Source organism: Streptomyces sp. NPDC021356 (assembly GCF_040641015.1).
In the GTDB taxonomy this organism is placed as follows: domain Bacteria; phylum Actinomycetota; class Actinomycetes; order Streptomycetales; family Streptomycetaceae; genus Streptomyces.
In genome coordinates this window covers 311,161-329,468 of the sequence record NZ_JBFACU010000004.1, presented here as the reverse complement: position 1 = coordinate 329,468, position 18,308 = coordinate 311,161, and the positions used below count along the sequence as shown (strand labels likewise).

21 protein-coding genes are annotated in these 18,308 nt (G+C 70.2%); 19 read left to right on the top strand and 2 right to left on the bottom strand.

Features of this window, described 5'->3' with window-relative positions; translation table 11 throughout:
* Positions 1-9: 9 nt before the first annotated feature.
* From AB0G56_RS07415 to AB0G56_RS07330, 18 genes are all read left to right on the top strand, one after another.
* Complete coding sequence (locus tag AB0G56_RS07415) at positions 10-552, top strand: DUF4913 domain-containing protein (RefSeq protein ID WP_061915836.1); 543 nt, start codon at positions 10-12, stop codon at positions 550-552.
* On the top strand, positions 549-1,034 hold the full coding sequence (locus AB0G56_RS07410; protein WP_360965013.1) for a hypothetical protein: 486 nt from the start codon (positions 549-551) through the stop codon (positions 1,032-1,034). Before AB0G56_RS07415 ends, AB0G56_RS07410 begins: the two co-directional genes overlap by 4 nt.
* Before the next feature lie 287 nt (positions 1,035-1,321).
* Complete coding sequence (locus AB0G56_RS07405) at positions 1,322-1,750, top strand: hypothetical protein (RefSeq protein ID WP_360965010.1); 429 nt, start codon at positions 1,322-1,324, stop codon at positions 1,748-1,750.
* 16 nt (positions 1,751-1,766) lie between these two features.
* Complete coding sequence (locus AB0G56_RS07400) at positions 1,767-2,507, top strand: hypothetical protein (RefSeq protein ID WP_360965007.1); 741 nt, start codon at positions 1,767-1,769, stop codon at positions 2,505-2,507.
* A gap of 180 nt (positions 2,508-2,687) precedes the next feature.
* The gene (locus tag AB0G56_RS07395) at positions 2,688-2,981 is read left to right on the top strand and encodes an SH3 domain-containing protein (protein WP_360965234.1); all 294 of its coding nucleotides are present in this window, start codon (positions 2,688-2,690) and stop codon (positions 2,979-2,981) included.
* 95 nt (positions 2,982-3,076) lie between these two features.
* Complete coding sequence (locus tag AB0G56_RS07390) at positions 3,077-3,559, top strand: hypothetical protein (RefSeq protein ID WP_360965004.1); 483 nt, start codon at positions 3,077-3,079, stop codon at positions 3,557-3,559.
* On the top strand, positions 3,556-3,999 hold the full coding sequence (locus tag AB0G56_RS07385; RefSeq protein ID WP_360965001.1) for a hypothetical protein: 444 nt from the start codon (positions 3,556-3,558) through the stop codon (positions 3,997-3,999). Before AB0G56_RS07390 ends, AB0G56_RS07385 begins: the two co-directional genes overlap by 4 nt.
* Positions 4,000-4,009: 10 nt before the next feature.
* On the top strand, positions 4,010-4,423 hold the full coding sequence (locus AB0G56_RS07380) for a hypothetical protein (RefSeq protein WP_360964998.1): 414 nt from the start codon (positions 4,010-4,012) through the stop codon (positions 4,421-4,423).
* Between the two features lie 42 nt (positions 4,424-4,465).
* Positions 4,466-5,308, top strand: a complete 843-nt coding sequence (locus AB0G56_RS07375) for a winged helix-turn-helix transcriptional regulator (RefSeq protein ID WP_006143148.1) — start codon at positions 4,466-4,468, stop codon at positions 5,306-5,308.
* Positions 5,305-5,808: a regulator gene (locus AB0G56_RS07370; RefSeq protein ID WP_360964995.1), complete on the top strand. Its 504-nt coding sequence runs from the start codon at positions 5,305-5,307 to the stop codon at positions 5,806-5,808. The genes AB0G56_RS07375 and AB0G56_RS07370 overlap by 4 nt, the downstream gene beginning before the upstream one ends.
* On the top strand, positions 5,805-7,040 hold the full coding sequence (locus AB0G56_RS07365; protein ID WP_360964992.1) for an MFS transporter: 1,236 nt from the start codon (positions 5,805-5,807) through the stop codon (positions 7,038-7,040). The genes AB0G56_RS07370 and AB0G56_RS07365 overlap by 4 nt, the downstream gene beginning before the upstream one ends.
* Before the next feature lie 32 nt (positions 7,041-7,072).
* Entirely contained in the window at positions 7,073-7,375 is a 303-nt protein-coding gene (locus AB0G56_RS07360) for a hypothetical protein (protein WP_360964989.1), read from the top strand.
* Positions 7,376-7,588: 213 nt separating this feature from the next.
* Entirely contained in the window at positions 7,589-8,815 is a 1,227-nt protein-coding gene (locus tag AB0G56_RS07355) for an ATP-grasp domain-containing protein (protein WP_360965231.1), read from the top strand.
* Positions 8,812-9,957: an MFS transporter gene (locus tag AB0G56_RS07350; RefSeq protein WP_360964986.1), complete on the top strand. Its 1,146-nt coding sequence runs from the start codon at positions 8,812-8,814 to the stop codon at positions 9,955-9,957. The genes AB0G56_RS07355 and AB0G56_RS07350 overlap by 4 nt, the downstream gene beginning before the upstream one ends.
* Entirely contained in the window at positions 9,954-10,574 is a 621-nt protein-coding gene (locus AB0G56_RS07345; RefSeq protein ID WP_360964983.1) for an HAD family phosphatase, read from the top strand. Before AB0G56_RS07350 ends, AB0G56_RS07345 begins: the two co-directional genes overlap by 4 nt.
* A 31-nt stretch (positions 10,575-10,605) precedes the next feature.
* Complete coding sequence (locus AB0G56_RS07340; RefSeq protein WP_360964980.1) at positions 10,606-11,472, top strand: DUF317 domain-containing protein; 867 nt, start codon at positions 10,606-10,608, stop codon at positions 11,470-11,472.
* 30 nt (positions 11,473-11,502) lie between these two features.
* A complete protein-coding gene (locus tag AB0G56_RS07335) occupies positions 11,503-11,991 on the top strand; it encodes a hypothetical protein (RefSeq protein ID WP_006143140.1) in 489 nt (162 codons plus the stop codon).
* 53 nt (positions 11,992-12,044) lie between these two features.
* On the top strand, positions 12,045-13,085 hold the full coding sequence (locus tag AB0G56_RS07330) for a carboxypeptidase-like regulatory domain-containing protein (protein WP_360964977.1): 1,041 nt from the start codon (positions 12,045-12,047) through the stop codon (positions 13,083-13,085).
* Positions 13,086-13,728: 643 nt separating this feature from the next.
* Here AB0G56_RS07330 and AB0G56_RS07325 read toward each other — a convergent pair.
* Positions 13,729-15,252: a gamma-glutamyltransferase gene (locus AB0G56_RS07325; protein WP_360964974.1), complete on the bottom strand. Its 1,524-nt coding sequence runs from the start codon at positions 15,250-15,252 to the stop codon at positions 13,729-13,731.
* Between the two features lie 207 nt (positions 15,253-15,459).
* On the bottom strand, positions 15,460-16,638 hold the full coding sequence (locus tag AB0G56_RS07320) for a hypothetical protein (RefSeq protein WP_360964971.1): 1,179 nt from the start codon (positions 16,636-16,638) through the stop codon (positions 15,460-15,462).
* Between the two features lie 248 nt (positions 16,639-16,886).
* Between AB0G56_RS07320 and AB0G56_RS07315 the strand changes: the two genes are divergently transcribed.
* Positions 16,887-18,287 (top strand): Shedu anti-phage system protein SduA domain-containing protein, encoded by a 1,401-nt coding sequence (locus tag AB0G56_RS07315; protein WP_360964968.1) that lies wholly within the window; start codon positions 16,887-16,889, stop codon positions 18,285-18,287.
* Positions 18,288-18,308 lie beyond the last annotated feature (21 nt).

Below are 18,308 nucleotides of genomic sequence, written 5' to 3'. Positions count from 1 at the left end.
CGGCGGCTCATGGAGCAGTCGGCGCAACAGGCTCAGCAGCTCGACCACCTCGCGTCTGCCCCGCCGCCCAGCGGATCACCGTTCGCGGCCTTCGGCATGCCAGGACTCGGTGGGCCGCCTCCCGCCGCTCCACCGGAGCCCCGCCCGATCCTGGAACTCGATGGAGAAGAACGCGAGGACGAACTCGACGCCCTGTCCGACTGGGTGGATGACTTCTTCCTCCCGGTGTACGGGGCGGAGGTCACCACCGCGGCACCCTGGTGCCTGCAGTGGCAGGAGCACGACGACGTCGTGGCCTGGCTCCACGCCCTGTGGCTCGCCTACCAGCAGCACAAGGATCCCGAAGCCGGGCTGTCCGGCCTGTTCGTGTGGCACCGGGACTTCCTCACCCACGCCGTCGCGGCGATCCGCGCGCCGGGTGGGCCGCTGTCGGCCTGCATGACCTCGCCCGACCGGCCCGCGCACCGCCTTCTGCCCGGTCCGCCGCCGTCCGTGCGCACGGAGACGGCGAACACGACACAAGCCGCCGAACCGGACGAGCCGACGTCATGACCGCGGGAGCGGAACAGCCCGCCTTCGGACTCAGTTTCGACCCCCGCGCGCTGACCGATCTCCTCCAGGCCCCCAGCGACATCCGCGACCTCACCCTCGCCTACCTGCAGGAAGTCGTGAACGCGCAGCGCTTCGGCCTGCGTCTCGACGGTGACCTGGAGGGATTCCGGAAGCTGTTCGTGGACTCGCGCAAGGACTGGCGCGTCGTCTACGGCGTCCGCCCGGCACCCGCTGAGTCCGCGCATCCCAAGGAGATCCACGTCGTCGCCATCCGGCCGCGAGCAGGCAACGACGTCTACGACGAGGTCGGCCGCCGCCTGGGGATGACCCGCCGGCCGCTGAGCGCCCGCACCCACGCGGCACGCTCGCGTTCCCCGCAGCTGACCACCCGCGCTCCCGTGCCCCGGCCCGGTCCGCCGCCCACCGCACTGCCGGGGCTGCCCCGTCCCGCCCCAAACCCCGCGCACCATCACACCCGCTGAACGCACCGAGGTCCGCCTATGCCCCCTCCACCCGCGCCGACACCAGGTCGGCGCCGGTCTCCCCGCTCGACCACCGCCTCGAAGCCGTCACCGGGCACGACATCGACACCCTGTGGGCCTACCGCGACCGCGGCGTCCTCGACGAGCAGCACGCCCACCTGGTCGACCGGCACCGTGAACTGGCCAAGGCCCAGACCAGCGTCACCTTCTACCTCCGGCTCCTCAACCGCCTGTCCAGCGGCGAGTTCGACGTCGACAGCGCCCTGTTCACGCGCATCGACCGCACCGTGGACCAGCTGGAAGAGGCCGCCGCCGCGCGGGACGCCGCCGCCCGGGCGGTGCTCGCCGCCCTGGAGCCCATCGAAGCCGCAGCGGCGGCTTCCGCGCCCGACGCACGGCAGCTCTCGACGGATGACCAGGCGGCGCTGCTCGCCATCGCTGGCGGCGCCAAGCTCTACGAACACCTGCTGACCGGCCGGATGTCCGTCACAGCCGCCTCCGGTACCCGCATCCCCCACGCCAAGCTGCAGCAGTTGGAGGACGCCGGCCTGGTCGTCCGGGACACCGGCCACCCCGTGCACGCAGGCCAGCCGGTCGCGCTCACCGACGCCGGACGGGCCGCGCTGTTCGCCGCCCGCCGGGCTCCCACGGTGCAGGCGCCGAAGGTCCCGGCTCGCCCCGGCGCAAATCGGCCCACCCCGGCGCAGCGGCGCTGACTTCACCGAAAGGCCCTTGTTGTCTCCCACCGACCCGGCGCCGGACCGGAAGCCCCTCCCCGAAGTCGACTTCGACCTGGACGACCTCGACGCCGACGAGGAGAAATACCTCGACTTCTACCGCAAGGTCGCCGTCCACGAGGACATGCTCGTTCCCCTCGCCGAACACCACGACGGCCCGCACAGCTACTACGTCCTGTTCGACCGCACCACCACCTGGGGACACCCCGGCGTGCCGCAGGTGCTCGCCGTGCATCTGCAACGGGACCGCGAGAAGCGGACGTTCAGCTTCGAGCATGCCCCTCTGCCGCTGCCCGCGATGGCGCAGTCCTGGCTCATCCACCGTGGCTGTCCGTCCGATGCCATCGCCCTCGCCCCACTGGGCCCGCCGCCGGCGGACGAGGCCACGCGCGCGCTGGAGTTGCGCCTCGCCGGCGACGGCGACCACTACGCCATGGGCTACTCCTACACCAGCGACGACCCGGACGACATGGTCATCGTCGTGGCCCTGCGTGCCCTGGACGAGCGAGCTCCCTCGCCGTTCCGCGTCGTGGTCGAAGAGGTCGACACCGAGACGTGGACGCACACCCTGCGCGAGGGCGGCTTCGACACGCTCGGCGAGGCACTGCAGTGGTGCGACGACCGCCTCGCGGGCGAGGCCGGCCCTCTTCCGCCGGTCCGCCCGGCAGCCGCAGTTAGCCGCCCGGCCGGCTTGCCGAAGGCTCCTGCCCCGCGCCCTCCCGGCCGCTCACGCTGAGCGTCAAAGCCGACCAGGGCGGCGCAACATAGCCGACGATCGCCGGTTAGCCAAACCGGCGAATATCCGGACTCTTATACAGCCGCCGGGACAACACCCGCGGCACCTTCCCCGCAATCCCTATGCCTTCACGGAGGTTTCTTCCGCATGCGCTCCACCCGAATTGCCATATCCGCAGCCATGCTCGGCGCACTCGCTCTGCCTGTGCTGTTCGCCACCACCGCCAGCGCGACCCCCGCGAGCAGCTGCTCGTCCCAGCCGCCGCTGCCGTACGAGGTACACACCAAGGCCGTGACCATCCGGTCCAAGGCCACCACGAAGTCCACCGCGCTCGGCGTGCTCTACAAGAGCCACAAGTTCACCGTGCACAAGAAGAGCGGCAACTGGCTCTACATCACGGACAAGACCACCGGGGTCAAGGGCTGGGTCTCCGGAACGTACGTCTACCGCGACGTCCGAATGTGCCTGGACTGACAGAGCCCAGCAGGTGCCCGTAAGCGGCTCAGCCACCGGGTACGGCAGCCCCTCCCACCCCAGGGATCGGCCTTTCCAGAACAGGAGATTTCCGCTTGCTCGATGGCATATCCGATGAGTCTGAGGATGTCGTGGGCGTGCTCACCGAACGGATCGAAGCGCGCTTCGACATGGGCATGGACCAGTTGAAGGCCGCGGTCGCCGCCGCGCCGACCGCGAATCCCGATGCCACCGACGTCGTCAAGTGGCATGGCCTTCTCGTCGAGGCCCAGTCCGTGCTGGAGCGTGCGGAGGACGACCTCCTCGCTGCGCTGCAAACCCAGCCCAGCGAGATCGACGATCCGACGATGGGCCTCGCCCACCGGGTGAACGCGGCCGTCACCGCCCGCGACGGCCGAGCCATGGTCGTGCGCTGGCTCCTCGACCCGGACGCCCCGGGGAAGAAGGACCTCGCCGCCCAGCGCCTCGCCCGCCTCCGGCCCCGAACCGGCCCGGCGGTGCAGACCAGCGCTCCCCACCGGCCCGCCGGCACAGCCGCACCGGCATCGGCGTGGCGGCCGGCAAGGACCGCCCGATGAGCCGGGACAAGGCCAGCACCATGGACGCCGACCTGCAGAAGGTCTTCGGCAACCCGCTACCCGAGCTGTACGAGACGGCTGCCAGCCCAGGTGCCTCGCCCGCGCTCGCCCGTGCCCTGGAGCTGCGTTCGTTCCTGGCGCTCACCGAGGAGCAGGTCGCCCGCGTCCGCGACCGCGTCCACGCCGACATGGACCCGGACCGCGACATGGGCGAACTGTCGGCGGACAAGCTCCGCTTCGACGCGCAGTGGCTGGAAGCCGCACTGGAGGCCCGCGACGGCTACCGCGCCGCCCTCGGCGGACTGCTGCGCACCATGCCCCCGCCTGCCCAGCAGGCTCGGCCCGTACGAACGGCTCAGCTCAGGGCCACCGCAACCCTGCTCCCGTCTGCCGCCCCGGCACCGCAGCGTGCCGGGGCGGCCCGGGCCCGCCGACCGTGAAAGCCCACGCTTGCCCCACCTCACGTCCACCGACATAGCCGGACGGATCGAGGACTTGTACGGCGCGCCGCTCGCCGACCTCGAAGCCCACGCCCAGGACCAGCCGCCCGGCATGCTCTCCGCCCTGCTCGGCATGCACGACGACCTCGCCCTCGCCGAGCGCAGCATCGACGTCCACCGCGACCACCTCGCCCGGCTCATCCACCCCGAGCGGCAGATCGACCCGCACGAGGTCTCCCACCTCCTCGACGGTGCACGCCGGCTCGCCGAAGCCGTCGCCGTCCGCGACGTCCAGGCCAAGTCGGTCGCCGCCGTCCTGCAGAGCCTGGCCCGCGTCGCGGCTTCGACGCCTGCCCCGCCGGCTCCCTCGCCGTCCGTTCCAGCTCCGCCTCTACCGGTGCCGAGCCCGGCACACAGCCGCTGACCCAGGCGATCTCTCTCTTTCCTTCACCCAGGAGTTCCTCCCTTGGCCATCACCGCTCTGCCCCCTGACACCGACGCCGACATCGCCCGGGTCACCGAGGCCCTCGCCATGATCACCCCACGCTGGAACGTGAGGATCCTCCTGGCCCTCTCCGGCCCGCCGCTGCGCTACAGCGAGCTGGCGGCCAAGGTGTCCTGGCTGCAGAACGGCCAACTCCACCCCAAGCTCAAGTCTCTGTGCGACGCCGGACTCGTCGAACGCACCGAACACACCGCACGGCACGTGAGCTACCGCCACACCGAACGTGGCGCGGCCCTGCTGCCGGTCCTGCCGGTGATCGTCACCTGGGCCGAGGAACACCTGGAGAAGGCGGACGGTCCGCTGCCCGCGATCGAGCAGATCGAGGACGGCCTCACCCTGCTTACCCGGCGCCACGCCGCCGCCATCCTGTGGGTGCTCAAGTCCCGACAGGAGGTCAGCGGCCGGGCTCTGGCCCGGATCGTGATGCCCAGCAGCGACTGGACCAACATTTATCCGCCGCTGCGGCAGCTCGTCGCCGACGGCCTGGTCGACACCGACGGCATCGGCCAGCCCTACCGGCTGTCCGCAGCCGGCGACGGCCTTGGCCCCGTGCTCGGCGCCCTGTCCGCCTGGTCCGCCGGGCAGAGCCTCGACCAGGCGGCCCAACACCCGGTCTGGGGACACCCGCAGGCGAAGCCCGCGCCGAGGCCGTGGCTCAGCAGCCAGCCACGGCCGACCCCCGCGGCGCTCCCACCCGCTCGCACGACCGCATCCTCTCCGGCGTGGCACCACCGCGATCTCTTCTCGCACGCTACGACCGCCCGCCCGAAGGCAGCCATCCCGGCGGGAGGCCCGCGCCGATGAGCACCCCCTTCACCCCTGCCGAAGTACGCCACGCCGTCGAACTTCTCGCCTCGCGCTCCTTGATCCGCCTGGTCACCGAGATCGACGACAACGGCGCCATACCGCCGCGACGGCTGGCCGGCACCCTGCCCGACCTCTCCACGCACCAACTGCGAAGCGCCTCCGACACGGCCCGCGCCCACGGCCTCGTCCGGATCGCACCCGGCTCCGGTCTCGAACTTACCGAGGAAGGAGCGGAGTTGGCCGACCTGTACGACGCGATGGCTCGCTGGGCCCGGCGTCAGGCCGTCCCGGCCCCCGTCTGCGAGTTCAGCCGCCGTATCCGGCACGTCCTCGACCTGTTGGCACCGTCGCTCTCCACCGAGCGCGCCGACGCTCTCTCTCCGCTGACCGGCGACGGTGCCGAGGCGGGGCTGGGCCGTCCCCGCACCCTCCTGATCCAGTGGCTGGCCGACAACCCCCAGGTGGCCAGGGTGCCCGAGCCTGAGCCGGTCGCGTGAGCGCAGCGGTCACACCGCGGCACGCACGCCACACCGGCGGGCTGATGCGCAGCATCTACCTGCCGCGCACGGCGGACGCGTTGGCGTTCGCGATGTCCACCTACGGCATCCCGCTGCTTGTCCTAGCCACGACGCGATCCGCTGCGCTGACGGGCGCCGCCTTCGCCCTGGAGTGGATTCCGCGGCTGGCTGCGTTCGGGTGGGCCGGCTCGGTCGTTGACCGGCGCGGTGCCTCGGTGGTCTTCCACCTTGCCTCCCTGGGGAGGGCGCTGGCCCTCGCCGCTGGCGCGGTCCTGCTCCACCTCCACCCGTCCGGCACCGTGGCGGGCGCGACCGTGATGGTGCTGGCGGCGACGACCGGCGTGCTCACCGAGTTCAGCTATATCGCGGCCGAGACCGCGGGCGCCGCCGCCGGACGGCGAGCAGGACGGCGGGCCCACCGTGTCCAGGCCGTCCTGCTTGGCATCGACCAGACCGCAACCATGGCCGGGCCGGCGTTCGCCGCAGTGCTCCTGCTCGCCGGGCCGCCGCCGATGCTCGCAATGATCAGCGTGCTCTCGCTGCTGGCTGCCATGCTCGCCCTGCGCACCCCGCCCTCGCCCGTGGCACCGGCCCGCGCGCCGAAGGGGCAGTCCGGCGCCGGACTGCTCACCGGGTGGCGCACCATCCGCTCGCTGCCCGCGCTCGGCTGGCTCGTGACCGGGCTGACCCTGTCCAACCTGGCCACCGGCCTTCTCCAAGCGGCCGGCCCCGTGATCGTCGTCAAGCACTTCGGGCAGTCCACCACCGCCGTCGGCCTCGTCTGGTCCGCCGCTGCCGCAGCGACGCTCCTCAGCGTCACATTCTGCCGGTTTGCGATCGACCGCCTCGGTCTGTGGCCGGTCGGCGCCGCCTGCGCCGCCCTCGCCTCACTCGGCTGTCTCGCCGCCGCCCAGGCCCCCGACTACCGGTCCTACCTCGTCCTAGTCGCGGTCCTCATGGCGGGCGAAGGAGGCATGACGGTCGTCCTGCGCACCCTGCGCTCCCGCCTGATCCCTCCGGAGAAGTTCGGCAGCACCCTGTCGGCGACCATCCTCATCCTCCTGCTGCCCTTCCCCGTCGCCGGCGTACTCACCGCGCTCGCCCCGCCCGACGCACTGGGACACGTCATCACCGCATGCGCCGCCCTGCAGGCCATCGGCCTGTTCTGCTCCTTCGCCCGCCTTCGCACCGATCCCGTCCTGCGCACCTGACCCTGCTGCGTCCTCAGCCTGTGGAGAACTTCATGTCTATCGCCGCCCTCGGATCGCACCGCGCGACCGGTCGCACCATCACCGAGCAGTTCCACGCCTTCGACGCCCACAACCCGAACGTCTACCGGGCCCTGGAACGCATGGCCGCCCGCCGTCTGGCCTCCGGCGCCACACGCGTCGGTGTGAAGGACCTCTTCGAGGACCTGCGCCGCCAACTCCCGTACGGGGTCGCCGGGCTGAACAACAACTTCACCGCCCTCTACGCCCGTCGGCTGATCAGCGAAAACCCGCACTGGGCTGCGGCGTTCGAGTTGCGCCGCCGTAGTGCCGACTGACAGCTCCCGGTTTCCTCCCGCCTAAGCATCCTCGGCCGGCACCGACTTCGCCGCTCTGCTCCGCCGGCCCCGCTCGCGGCGGCTGCTCGCCGGACACTCAGCGGCCCTGCGCCGCCGAGGGCCGCCGTCCACATATCCCTGCCCCCTCTTTAGATTCCGAGGAGCCTGTTCTTGCCCGACCGTCCTGTCGTCCTGGTCGTCGCCGCATCCGACATGGAGGCCGAGGCGTACCGCGGGTACTGCCTTCAGTCCGTGGCCGCCGTCTACGACGTCGTCCTGATCACCGGCGAAGAGCCCTCGTGGGAGACGCCGTACCTGCGGGACTGCGTGGTCGTGTCCGATCCGACCGACCAGGCGGCGCTGTCCGCCGCCGGCCAGGACCTGGCCGACCGCTACGACCTTGCCGGCGTGTTCACGTGGACCGAGTGGTACCTCGTCCCGGTCGCCCGCCTCGCCCGCCAGCTCGGCCTGCCCACCACTGCCCCGGAAGCCATGCAGGCATGCCGCAACAAAGCCACCTCCCGTACGTTGTTCGCCCGGCACGGGGTTCCGTCGGCAGCCTCGGTGAGCGTGCGCACGCGTGCCGAGGCCCAGGTGGCGGCCGAGCGGATCGGCTACCCGGTCGTGCTGAAGCCCGCCGCGCACGCGGCCAGCATCGGGGTGATCCGCGCCGACACCCCCGAACAGCTCACCGCCGCCTTCGCGTTCGCCGACCAGGCGGCCGGGCTGGGACTCGAGTCCACCAGCGTGCTGGTGGAGGAGTATCTCGACGGACCCGAGGTGTCGGCCGAGTGTGTCACCTACGGCGGTGAGAGCACCGTGGTGGCCGTCACCCGCAAGACGGTCAGCGCCCCGCCGTATTTCGAGGAACTGGCCCACTCGGTCGACGCCGCCGACCCACTGCTCGACGTGGTCGCACCGGCGGCACGCGCCGCGATCCACGCCCTGGGAATCACCGACGGCGTCTCCCATGTCGAGATGCGGCTGGTCGACGGCCGGCCGCGGCTGGTCGAGGTCAACGGCCGGATCGCCGGTGACATGATCGGCCATCTCGTCCAGCTCGCCACCGGCATCGACCTGCCGCGCACCGCCGCCGACATCGCCTGCGGCCGTGCCCCCGACCTCACCCCGACCCGGTCCTCGGCCGCCGCGATGCAGCTGCTCTACCCTGACACCTCCGGCACCTTGCTCCGCCTCGGATTCGACGGCGCCAGCCCGCGCTGGTTGGAACGCGTGCACTTCCAGCACCAGGTCGGCGACCAGCTGCTCCTCCCGGCCGACGGCGGCAACATGTTCACCGCCCGTATCGGCTACCTGATCACCACCGCGCCCACCGCGGACCTCGCACAGGCCCGCGCCAAGCAGGCTGTGCGCCATCTGCAGGTCGCCCTGGTGCCGCACACGGCCGACGAGCCTGCTGCGGGTGGCCGCCCCGCATGACCCGCGCCGACGCTTCCGTGCGCCGCAGCCGTGTCCTGCTGACCAGCTACTTCCTCGGCCTGGGCGTGGTGATGGCGGTCTGGGGCGCCCGGATGCCGGCCGTCCAGCACGCCGCTCACCTCACCACCGCCGGCCTGTCGCTCGTCCTGCTCGCCGCCGCTGTCGGCATGGTTGCCGGACTGCAGGCCGGCGGCCGACTCGCCCGGCCCGACCGACTTCCCCTGCTCCTGATTGGCGGAGCTGTCGCACTGGGAGCGGCTCTCGCCGTGCTGGGGCAGTGCCGGACGCTGACCTCGCTACTCGCGGCGGCTGTCACCTTCGGTGCCGCGCACGGTGTCCTGGTCGTCGCCGCCAATACCGCGGCGGTTCGCTGCCAGAACGCCGCCAGCCGGCCGGTCATGTCCTCCCTGCACGCCGCGTACTCGATCGGTGCCCTGGGCGGTGCCGCCCTGGCCGCTGCCACTGCGCGCACAGCCCACAGCGCCTTGTTTATGGCCACCGGCCTCGCGCTGACCGCGACCGTGCTCGTGGCCGGGCCGCGCACCCTCGCGCTGAGCGGCGCCGACCAGCCCAAGCTGCCGGAGCCCCAGGGGGCCGGTCAGGGCCGGGCGGGAGGTGTGTGGCTGTTGGGTGCGCTGGCGGCTGCGAGCCTGCTGGGGGAGGGGGCGGCGGCCGACTGGGCCGCAGTGCACCTGCACACGCTGCACGCCACAACCGCCCTCAGCGCGACAGCGTTTGCCCTCTACAGCATGGGCATGGCGATCGGCCGGCTCACCGGCGACTGGCTCATGACCCGCTTCGGCGCTCCTGCCGTGGTCCGCACCGGCGCTGCGCTCGCCGCCGGCGGACTTACCACCGGCGTCCTGGTCGGCAGCGTGCTTGCGGCGCTGGCCGGCTGGGCGGTCTTCGGGCTCGGCCTGTCCAGCACCGTCCCCTCCCTGATCACCGCCGCCGGCAGACACGGCCCGAGGGCCGTCGCCACGGTATCCGTCACCGGCTACCTCGGCCTCCTCGCCGGCCCCGCCGTCATCGGCGCCCTCGCCAGCGCCACCACCTTGCCCACGGCCCTGCTGCTGCCCGCCCTCCTCGCAGCCGCTCTCGCCGCCCTCACCCGCCGAGCCCTGGAGAACACCGCCCCTTGACCCGCCCCACCGGCCCCGACGCCGTCATCCTTGACTACAACGGCGTCCTCGGCCTGCAGCCCACCCGCGCCCAGTGGCTACGGCTGGCCCGTACCGCTTCCTGGCCCGAAGACGATCTCGCAGCATTCCAGCGCGTCTTCTGGAACGCCCGCGACCTCTACGACGCCGGCCAGCTCAGCGACCTGGCGTACTGGGCCCGCGTCCTCGGCTTCCATCCGGGCCCCCGCCTGTTGCGCGAACTCCTCGCCGCAGACACCGACATGTGGACCGCGACCGACGAGGGCGTTCTGTCCGTCCTGTGCCGCGCCCATGCCACCGGACTGCCGATGGTGCTGTTGTCCAACGCACCCGCCCACCTCAGTACGGTGCTGGACACCCACGACTGGCGCCGAATGATGACCCAGGCGCTCTACTCGGCCCGCCTGCAGCTGTGCAAGCCCGACCCGGCTATCTACCAGCAGGCGCTGGCGGCCACCGGGGTCGGTGATCCACGACGTGTCCTGTTCGTGGACGACCGCCCCGACAACTGCCAGGCCGCCGCCCGCTTGGGCCTTCGCACGCTGCACTACACCGGCTCGACCGACGCCCTACGAGCAGCTTTGCTGCCCGCTGACTGACTCATCCGCCCACGCCGCCAATCAGGAACCCGTGTCCCTCCACGACGACCCTCACACGCCTGACGGAGACGTCTTCGTCTCACCGCGTCATCTCGCCAGCAGCACCAACACCGGCGACCCCGCCCTCACCCCGCTCATCGACCATGGCTGGGACGTCCAGCACGACGACCTCGGCAACGTGTACGTCAACGCTCCCGACCGGCGCATGCGCCTGGGCTACCTGCCCGAAGGCGAGGACGACGGGCTCTGGCGCATCAACGCCTACAAGGACCAGTTTGGCCCGCCGACATGGGGCGTCTGTTTCAACGACCGCGTCCCCACCGAGTTCGTCCAGGCGTTCACCACCGCCCTCGCCACCGCCTACGAACAGGGGCCGGACGCCTACCTCGCCAGACCGGTCTCGGGAACCGACGAGCACGATCCCTTCCTCGCCGTCGTGCCTCTCCTGCAACAAGGCTGGGAGATCGACCGTCCCCGCTGGGGCGTGTTCGCCGTCCAGGCCCCGGACGGCCTCGCCGGTCTGGAGTTCACCACCGGGGACCTTGATCCGGAAGCCGAGCTGACCACCCGTGACGCTCGCTGGCAGCTGTGGGCGGGAAGATCCATCGACCGGCCCGTCTGGTACGCGACGGCCAGCACCGACACCCCCGTCGCCCTGCTCACCGCAGTCACCCAGTGCGTCGCCGATCCGGCTCCGCTTCCCCGGTGGCGCCAGGACACCCTCAGCTACATCGAGGGCATGGCCCAGCTCACCCCCATCATCCCACCGCAGCCGCAGGCCCCAACTCCGCTCGACGTGCAGCGGGCTGCCTCTCGCCGGCCGGCCGCGCTGCCGGCTGCGAGTGTCCCTCGGTGGAGCACCAACAGCCGACCGGCCCTGCCCGGCCCGCGCCGATAGCGCCGGCCCGTCCCCGACCGGAGATCCCCCTTGTCCCTGCACGCCGCCGAGTTCTTCGCCGAACTGTGCCTCCCCTTCCACGACCACGCCGTCGTGGGCGCCACTTACTTCGCCGCCCCGGTCCCGGGCGCACCGCTGCGGCTGCGGATCGACTTCACCGCCACCATCCACGCGGACACCTACGGCGGACTTCGTGTGGCGGTCATCCACCCGGACCGCGGTGAAATCGACGTGGTCGCCCTCAGCTTCCTCGATCACGGCACCTTCCACCGCCGCGACGAAGCCCACAACACCCGGCCGAACACCAAGCAGTACGGCACGTTCAGCACCAACCGCCGCCCCGGTCGGCCACCCTGGGAGGGAGCCGTCACCACCGGGCTGCGCGACGCCATCGAGCAGTACACCACCGTCTGGTTCCCCGGCGCCTGGGCCGCGACCACGCCAAGCCCCGCGGCGAGCCGCGCAGCGCACCGGGCGCCCGCCCCGCCAGCCACCCGCAGCCAAGCCCGCACCCGCTGAATCCCCGTGCGGTGACCGACCTTCCACCAACCGATCAAGGAGCCCCCTTCCTCGTGCACGCTCGTTTCGTCCGTGGCGCCGTCCGATCCGCCGCAGTCGTCGCCGCAGTGACCGGCACCCTCACCTGGGCGCCGGCCGCGAACGCCCAACCCTCCGAACCGACCCCCTCCGCGTCGGCCACCGTTGCCGACACACCGGCCCCGGACGCGGGCAGCGTCGAGATCACCACCAGGGACACGGCCGGCGATGGGCTCCCCGGCGCCGCGTTCCTGCTGCTCAACTCAGCTGGCCAGGAGGCCGGACACGGGACAACCGACGCGCAGGGCAAGCTGACCTTCCCCGACCTCGCCCCGGGCATCTACCGACTCAAGGAGACCGCCTCCAACAGCCCGCTCCACGAGGTTGTCGCCGACCAGGACGTCATCATCACGCCTGGCGCCACCACGCGACTGACGATCACCGACCCATTCAAGGCCGCCAAGGTTCTCCTGCAGGCCAAGGACGACAAGACCGGCAAGCTCCTGCCCGGCGCAACGGTGAACATCGGCACCGGCACATCGACGCTGCTCACCCTGACGACCGGGGACAAGGGCACGGCCTCAGGGGAGCTGCCGGTGTCGAGCCGGAACATGGAGTTCTGGGTCAAGCAGGTCAAGGCACCCGCCGGATACGACCGCTACAAGCCGTCCAAGACATTCACCGCGGGCCCCGGCGCTCCGGTGACGGTGACCGTTACCAACACCAAAACCGCCACCAGCCCGAAGCCCCACCCCTCGGACAAGCCGACGCCCAAGCCCACAGGCACCCCGACTCCTGCGGACACGCCGGGCGACGGGACCGGCGGGGTCAAGCCCTCAGCGCCGGACACCGGCACAGCGGATGCTGACTCCTCGTCCACCGCAGCCACGGCCCCGGACGGCGACTCCTCGCCGCCGACCCCGGCAGGCTCCCTCGCCCACACCGGTGCCGACGCCACGCCTTGGATCGCCGCAGGCGCGGGGATCCTCGTCATCGCGGGCGTCGTCACCCTGGTCGCCGTCCGCCGTCGTACGACGACCGAGTCCGAGCCCGACGACAACAGCAAGACCAACTAGCCGAACATCAACCACCGCCGCAGGCCCCCGTGAAGCGAATCCGGGGGCCTGCTGGCGTCTATCGACGCCGAACCGCACCGTTCAGAGCATCATCGAGGACCTGGAACAAGTCGGCTACCTCACACCGGAGCGAGACGGGCGGCGCACGCGATACTTCCTTCGCCCGGATGGGAGGCGGTGCCATCCGGAGGAGGCCCCATCTGCGCCTCGCGACGCTGCTGGAGGCGTGTGTCCGCCAGGACCAACAGGGTGCAGCCGGCGGTTCCGTAGACTGCCGTTCCGCCACGCAGTCGTGATCCACCCTGGACACTGAGGGGCGGGCGCGTGAGCACCTGAGCACCACGCACGCTGACGCTCAGTCGGCGCTCACGGACGCACAATCGGTAGGGAACTTCCCGCCACACCAGCGGCCCGTGATGCCCTTGACGCTGCGGACCGCCCTTGGGGGTGCCGATGAGGACCAGCGGCCGGTGATCAGTTCCCGCCTCCGACTGTCGGCCGCGCCCCAAGATCAGCGAATCGTCTCCGTGCGTACGGTGCTCCAGCTGGCCGACGGCAGCTGACCTACCGCTCTGTCATCCAGGTTGGGTGAGCGGCTCCCAGGAACGCACCGCCACCGTTCGGGGTCGGTTGATGTGGAGATCTAGGCGCGTACCGGGGGCAGGTCGTAGCGACTGACAGCCAGGTACGTCTCTGGGGTCGCCGCTTCGAGAAGACTCGCGTCGCCTTCCAGGTCGAGTGCCGGCTCCTGGGGGCGGCGCAGCAGTTCGCTCCAGTCGCTCGTCGCACCCCGCTCGTAGGCGTCGCGGAGCAAGAGGCGCAGCCGGGGGCGGGCTCCCTCCTGCTGTTCGCGGAAGATCCGCCGTTGGGTGAGCCGCTGTTCTTCCTGGGCTTCGTCGCTGAGTTCTTGGTCGAAGCTCGGCTCGTCCTCGGCGCGAAGTCCTGGAGTGCGCCGGGCGATGGCTAGGTCTTCCTCGTGGAGGCGCTCGCAGGCGGCGAATAGCTTCCGGGACATGCCGAGATGCACTTCGGTTCCGGGGATGCGGCAGGTGAGGAAGTCGTCGAGCCCCATGGAGCGGATACCGGCGCGCAAGGTCTGCTGCTCGGCTTGAAGCGCTGCTCCGCGGGCGTCGGCCCGCATGGCCAGCGTGAGCCCGTCGTGCTCCAGGGGCGTGGTGAGCCCGGTGCGTCGGCGGCGGGAAGTGCGGTCGGCGGCCACCGGCACGGTGCGCAGTTGCGAGGCGGGAGCGGAGCGCAAGGCGAGGTAGGTGAGCATCTGGGCGCGGGCCGCGCCGATGAGCGCGTCGTCGCTGTCGCTGAGGTGGTCTTCCAGGTTGCCCGGGCCCACCGCCTCTTCGTCGATGCCGGACCCGTCAGGGCTGATGGGCGGCTGGCCGGGGTGCAGGTCGTGGTCGATGGTGAGAAAGAGATCGTCACCGGGCCGTACGGATGCTCCGACCAGGACGGTGCGGTGCGCGTACGCGCCGAGGATCTTGCTGCCGGCCGCCAGCTGCGCCCACCCCTTGCGAAGCGTGCCCAGGCCGACGTCGCCCCCCTTGGCCTCGATCAGCCAGTACATCTCCTCTGCCTCGTGGCGCCCCCACAGGTCGGGCAGCTTCTTCTTTGGATCCTTGAACGTGTCGTACAGAGCCGGGATGGGGCCGCCGAGTTCAAGATGCTGAGTCTGACCGAGGCCCAGCAGCGAGCGGCAGGCCCACTCGGTCATCGTCATGCCCAGCCGGTAGCCGGCGGCGTTCTTAGCGCTGCGCTCGGTGCCGTGCGCGTACACCGGGTTCCAGGTCAGGCGTCGTCCCTTGGACCCAGGCACAGGGTGACGGGGCTCGACGGAGTGCGCCCCGAGGTAGGCGTACAGCGGGGAAACCCGAGCGACCAGTTCGCCGTGTGCGTAGCGTGGTTGGTTCTGCAGGTGCGGGGTGACGTCCCGGCCGACCTCGGTGGCGGCTTTGATGATCTCCCGCCACGTGGTGGTCGGGGCGTACCAGCCGTCGGCCGCCGGGAAGCCGTTCGACCCGGCCCACGGCTGATGCTCGGCCGTCCGCCACTGTCTGCGCGGCTTGTTCGCGGGCCCGTTACGGAACAGGACCGGCACGTCGAAGCTGTCGGCATACGTGGGCGGCGGCTCGTCGGGAACGTCTGCGGGGATCATGTCGATCACTCTGGCACGGGCCTCGAGGTCTCCCGGCGCCGGGTATCAAGGAGCATCACGGACAGGGGCCGAGGTAGGTTCCAGCGCCCTCCGGCCGCAATTGCGCTGCTGGCCCGCTGGTTCTGGATTCACTTTGCGCCACGGCCATGCTGGTGAGTCTTACAATCCTGGACAACCTCTGGTGTGCTGGGCGCTGGTGATCATCGGCTAGCGTCGATCCGCACCCCGCATGATGTCGATCAGGTCGCCAAGGCTCGGAAGGCGTCCTCGGTAGACCATGGTGAGAACCAGCGTGATGAGCAGTGCCGCTACAGGGCTTACGGCGGTGTCGGGTAGCCCTATCTGTGCCACGCCAACCAGCGCGACTGTGATCAGCACTCCGCCGAACAGCAGCCGTAGCCACCCCCAATCCCGCGGGACCTGTACGTTCTCGAGCTGCTCGTCGTCCAGCAACTGTGAGACTCGGCCTTGTGCGTACCGTTCGGCGATCACCAAGAGCATCGTCGCCAACTCGGGCAGCGCACCCGAGGGGTCTTTGTACTGGCGACTCTCGGCACTCCTCAGAGCGGCTATGACCTTTTCGGCGTGCTGTTTGAGCACCTTCCGGTCGTGGCGGCGCACCCCGTTGAACGGGCCGACCCGATAGCACGTGCGCCATGCCTGCTTGATCACGTTCTCCGCTCGCCTCACGGAGACTGGCTTGCGCTCCAGCACTCCCGTCGGCGCTTGGGACTGTCGCTGCAACTCGTGATACGCACGGCCGCACTGGATCGCGCACACGGCCAGTGCCACGACCGGCCAGTTCAGTGCGGCAGCTTCGGCGGCCTCGCGCCTATGCGTCTGCCTCGGCGAACCGGTGAGCTGAGCCTCGCCTCCTGAACGCGCCAGGTGCGCGGGCCAGCACACCAAGAGGGCTAGACCGAACATCAAGCAGAAAAAGAGAAACCGAAGCGGCAAGAACCGGCCCGGATGCTGCCCCAGAGCAACGGCCTTTCCCGGCAGGCTCTTTATCGCATCCCACTCCCCACGCGCTGCGGCAACCCAGGTCTTCATGTCGTGCGGTATGGGGCCAAGGTCTACGAGCAGGAACACCACGAGCACGACGGCGAGCTGCCAGAGCATGGTCGTGGGCATGGCTCGCGCCCAGCGCCGGACGGATACAGCCACAAGGCCACGAGTCTCCGGTCCGCGGGTCACGACGCCTTCCAGGGCCTCCCGCATCGCGGTGGAGATCCTGCGTTCGGTGTCGGCCGAGAAGGTATCTACCCGGGCTCGTACCACCGGGCGCGCCCAGCGCATCCATGCACGCCGCGCACCGTAGACGGCTGCGATCAGAGCGAGTAAGGCGACCAACAGGCGTGGGTTTTCGATCAGTACGAGGATCATCCTCGAAGTGTGTCGCAAGGCACTGACAACGAGGCATGGTCGACTGGCACGGGAAACAAGTGGTCTCCCATCTGTGGCACATGGGCCACCGAGCAGCCAGCGGTCGTGAGATGCGGTGACGCCATCTGAATGCCATCCGATGTCGTCGGGCGGCAGTTGTCCCTCGTCATGCGAGCGAGGCGTTTGACAGTGAACCCGGCCGTTCGGCGTCGGCGACAGCAACCCAGTCATGCGAGGTTGATCGCCCTGTGGCGCTGGTGGCGCAGCGGCTTCGTCACATGCCGACTTCGGGGAACTCTCCCCGCGTCCGGGGTGGTATCGATACCCTCACGCAGCGTGTCTTCCGCCCAGCTCTGAGCGAACGCAAAACAAGTCAGCTGCTGGCCGGAGAGGAAGAACTTTGTGATCTGAATGATGACCTGCACGGCAAAGGAGCGATGACGGTGACCGCACCACGGTGGGCGTCGGTCGCGGCGGAACTGAAGCGATACCGTTCCGCTCCCACGGCGGCGCAGTTGGAGCTTGCTGCCGGTCTGGATGTGGACCTAGCAGGAGACACTCCAGCTGCTGTGGCGGCGGGCATCCTGCGCATGCATCTGCGGGGGCCGCTCGAACTGGGCAGAGCCCGCGAGTGCACCTATGGGCAGTCCTCGTATCTGCATGATCTAGCGAAGTCGACCGGTGCTGTCGTGCCGGATGCAGGCATCGATCGGGAGCTCGCCCACGGATGGATCAGTGCCCTACACGCTCAGCGTGTGGCGGAAAGCCTTGAGATCTGGAAGCCCGAGCCCGGCCAGGTGGTTGTCTGCCGCAGTGGGCCCGGGGACCGCTTCGACGTGATCTCCTCGATCGCTGCCTCGGGAAGGCTCTACTTCCGTGGCGGTGGTGGCCAGTGGGCGTGGCCACAGCACGTGCAGCGCATCATTCGGCCAGGCGAGCAGGAGTACGTGGATGCCCTTGCCAAGGCGCAGCAACAGTCCGCGCTTCGGCGGAAGAACGCGCATGTGCTGGGCACTGGACAGCTGGAGCGGCTGCACAAGTGGAGGGTAGAAGACCCGCCCAACCTGGGTGATCTGCGCGCTCTGGAAGATGCTCTCGCTCAGGCTTCGGACGAACGACCGATGCAGCTCGTCCTGGAACAGCACCCGCAGATCCTCGGGCACCTGGTCACCGGCAACCACCACACCTTCGTCAGGCACCAAGTGCGGTTCGCTGACAAGTTCGTGGCCGACTTCGTAGTCGGCGGGGTCACGTCCATGGGCGTGATCTGGCGGCTCGTCGAGTTGGAAAGCCCCACCGCTCGGCTAGTCCTCAACGACGGGCAACCCTCAAAAGAGCTCCGCAAGGCCACGCAGCAGATCCGGGACTGGCGCCGGTGGATCACAGAACACTTCCACACAGCTGGCTCTCCCGAGGACCGCGGCGGCACAGGGCTTGAAGGTATCCGGGTGAATCCCCCTGGACTCATCATCATTGGACGCGACAACCCTGGCGCGCCGACCGAGGCGATGCGCAACGAGTTCTTGGAAGAGAATCGCATTGAGATCCGCACCTATGACTGGCTCGTCCGAGCGGCTGCGTCCCGTCCGCCGATGGGCATCGGAGCCCTGGACATCGAACTCGATGAATCTTGGGACGAGGAAGACTGACACGCCGGACTCGGGCCTGAT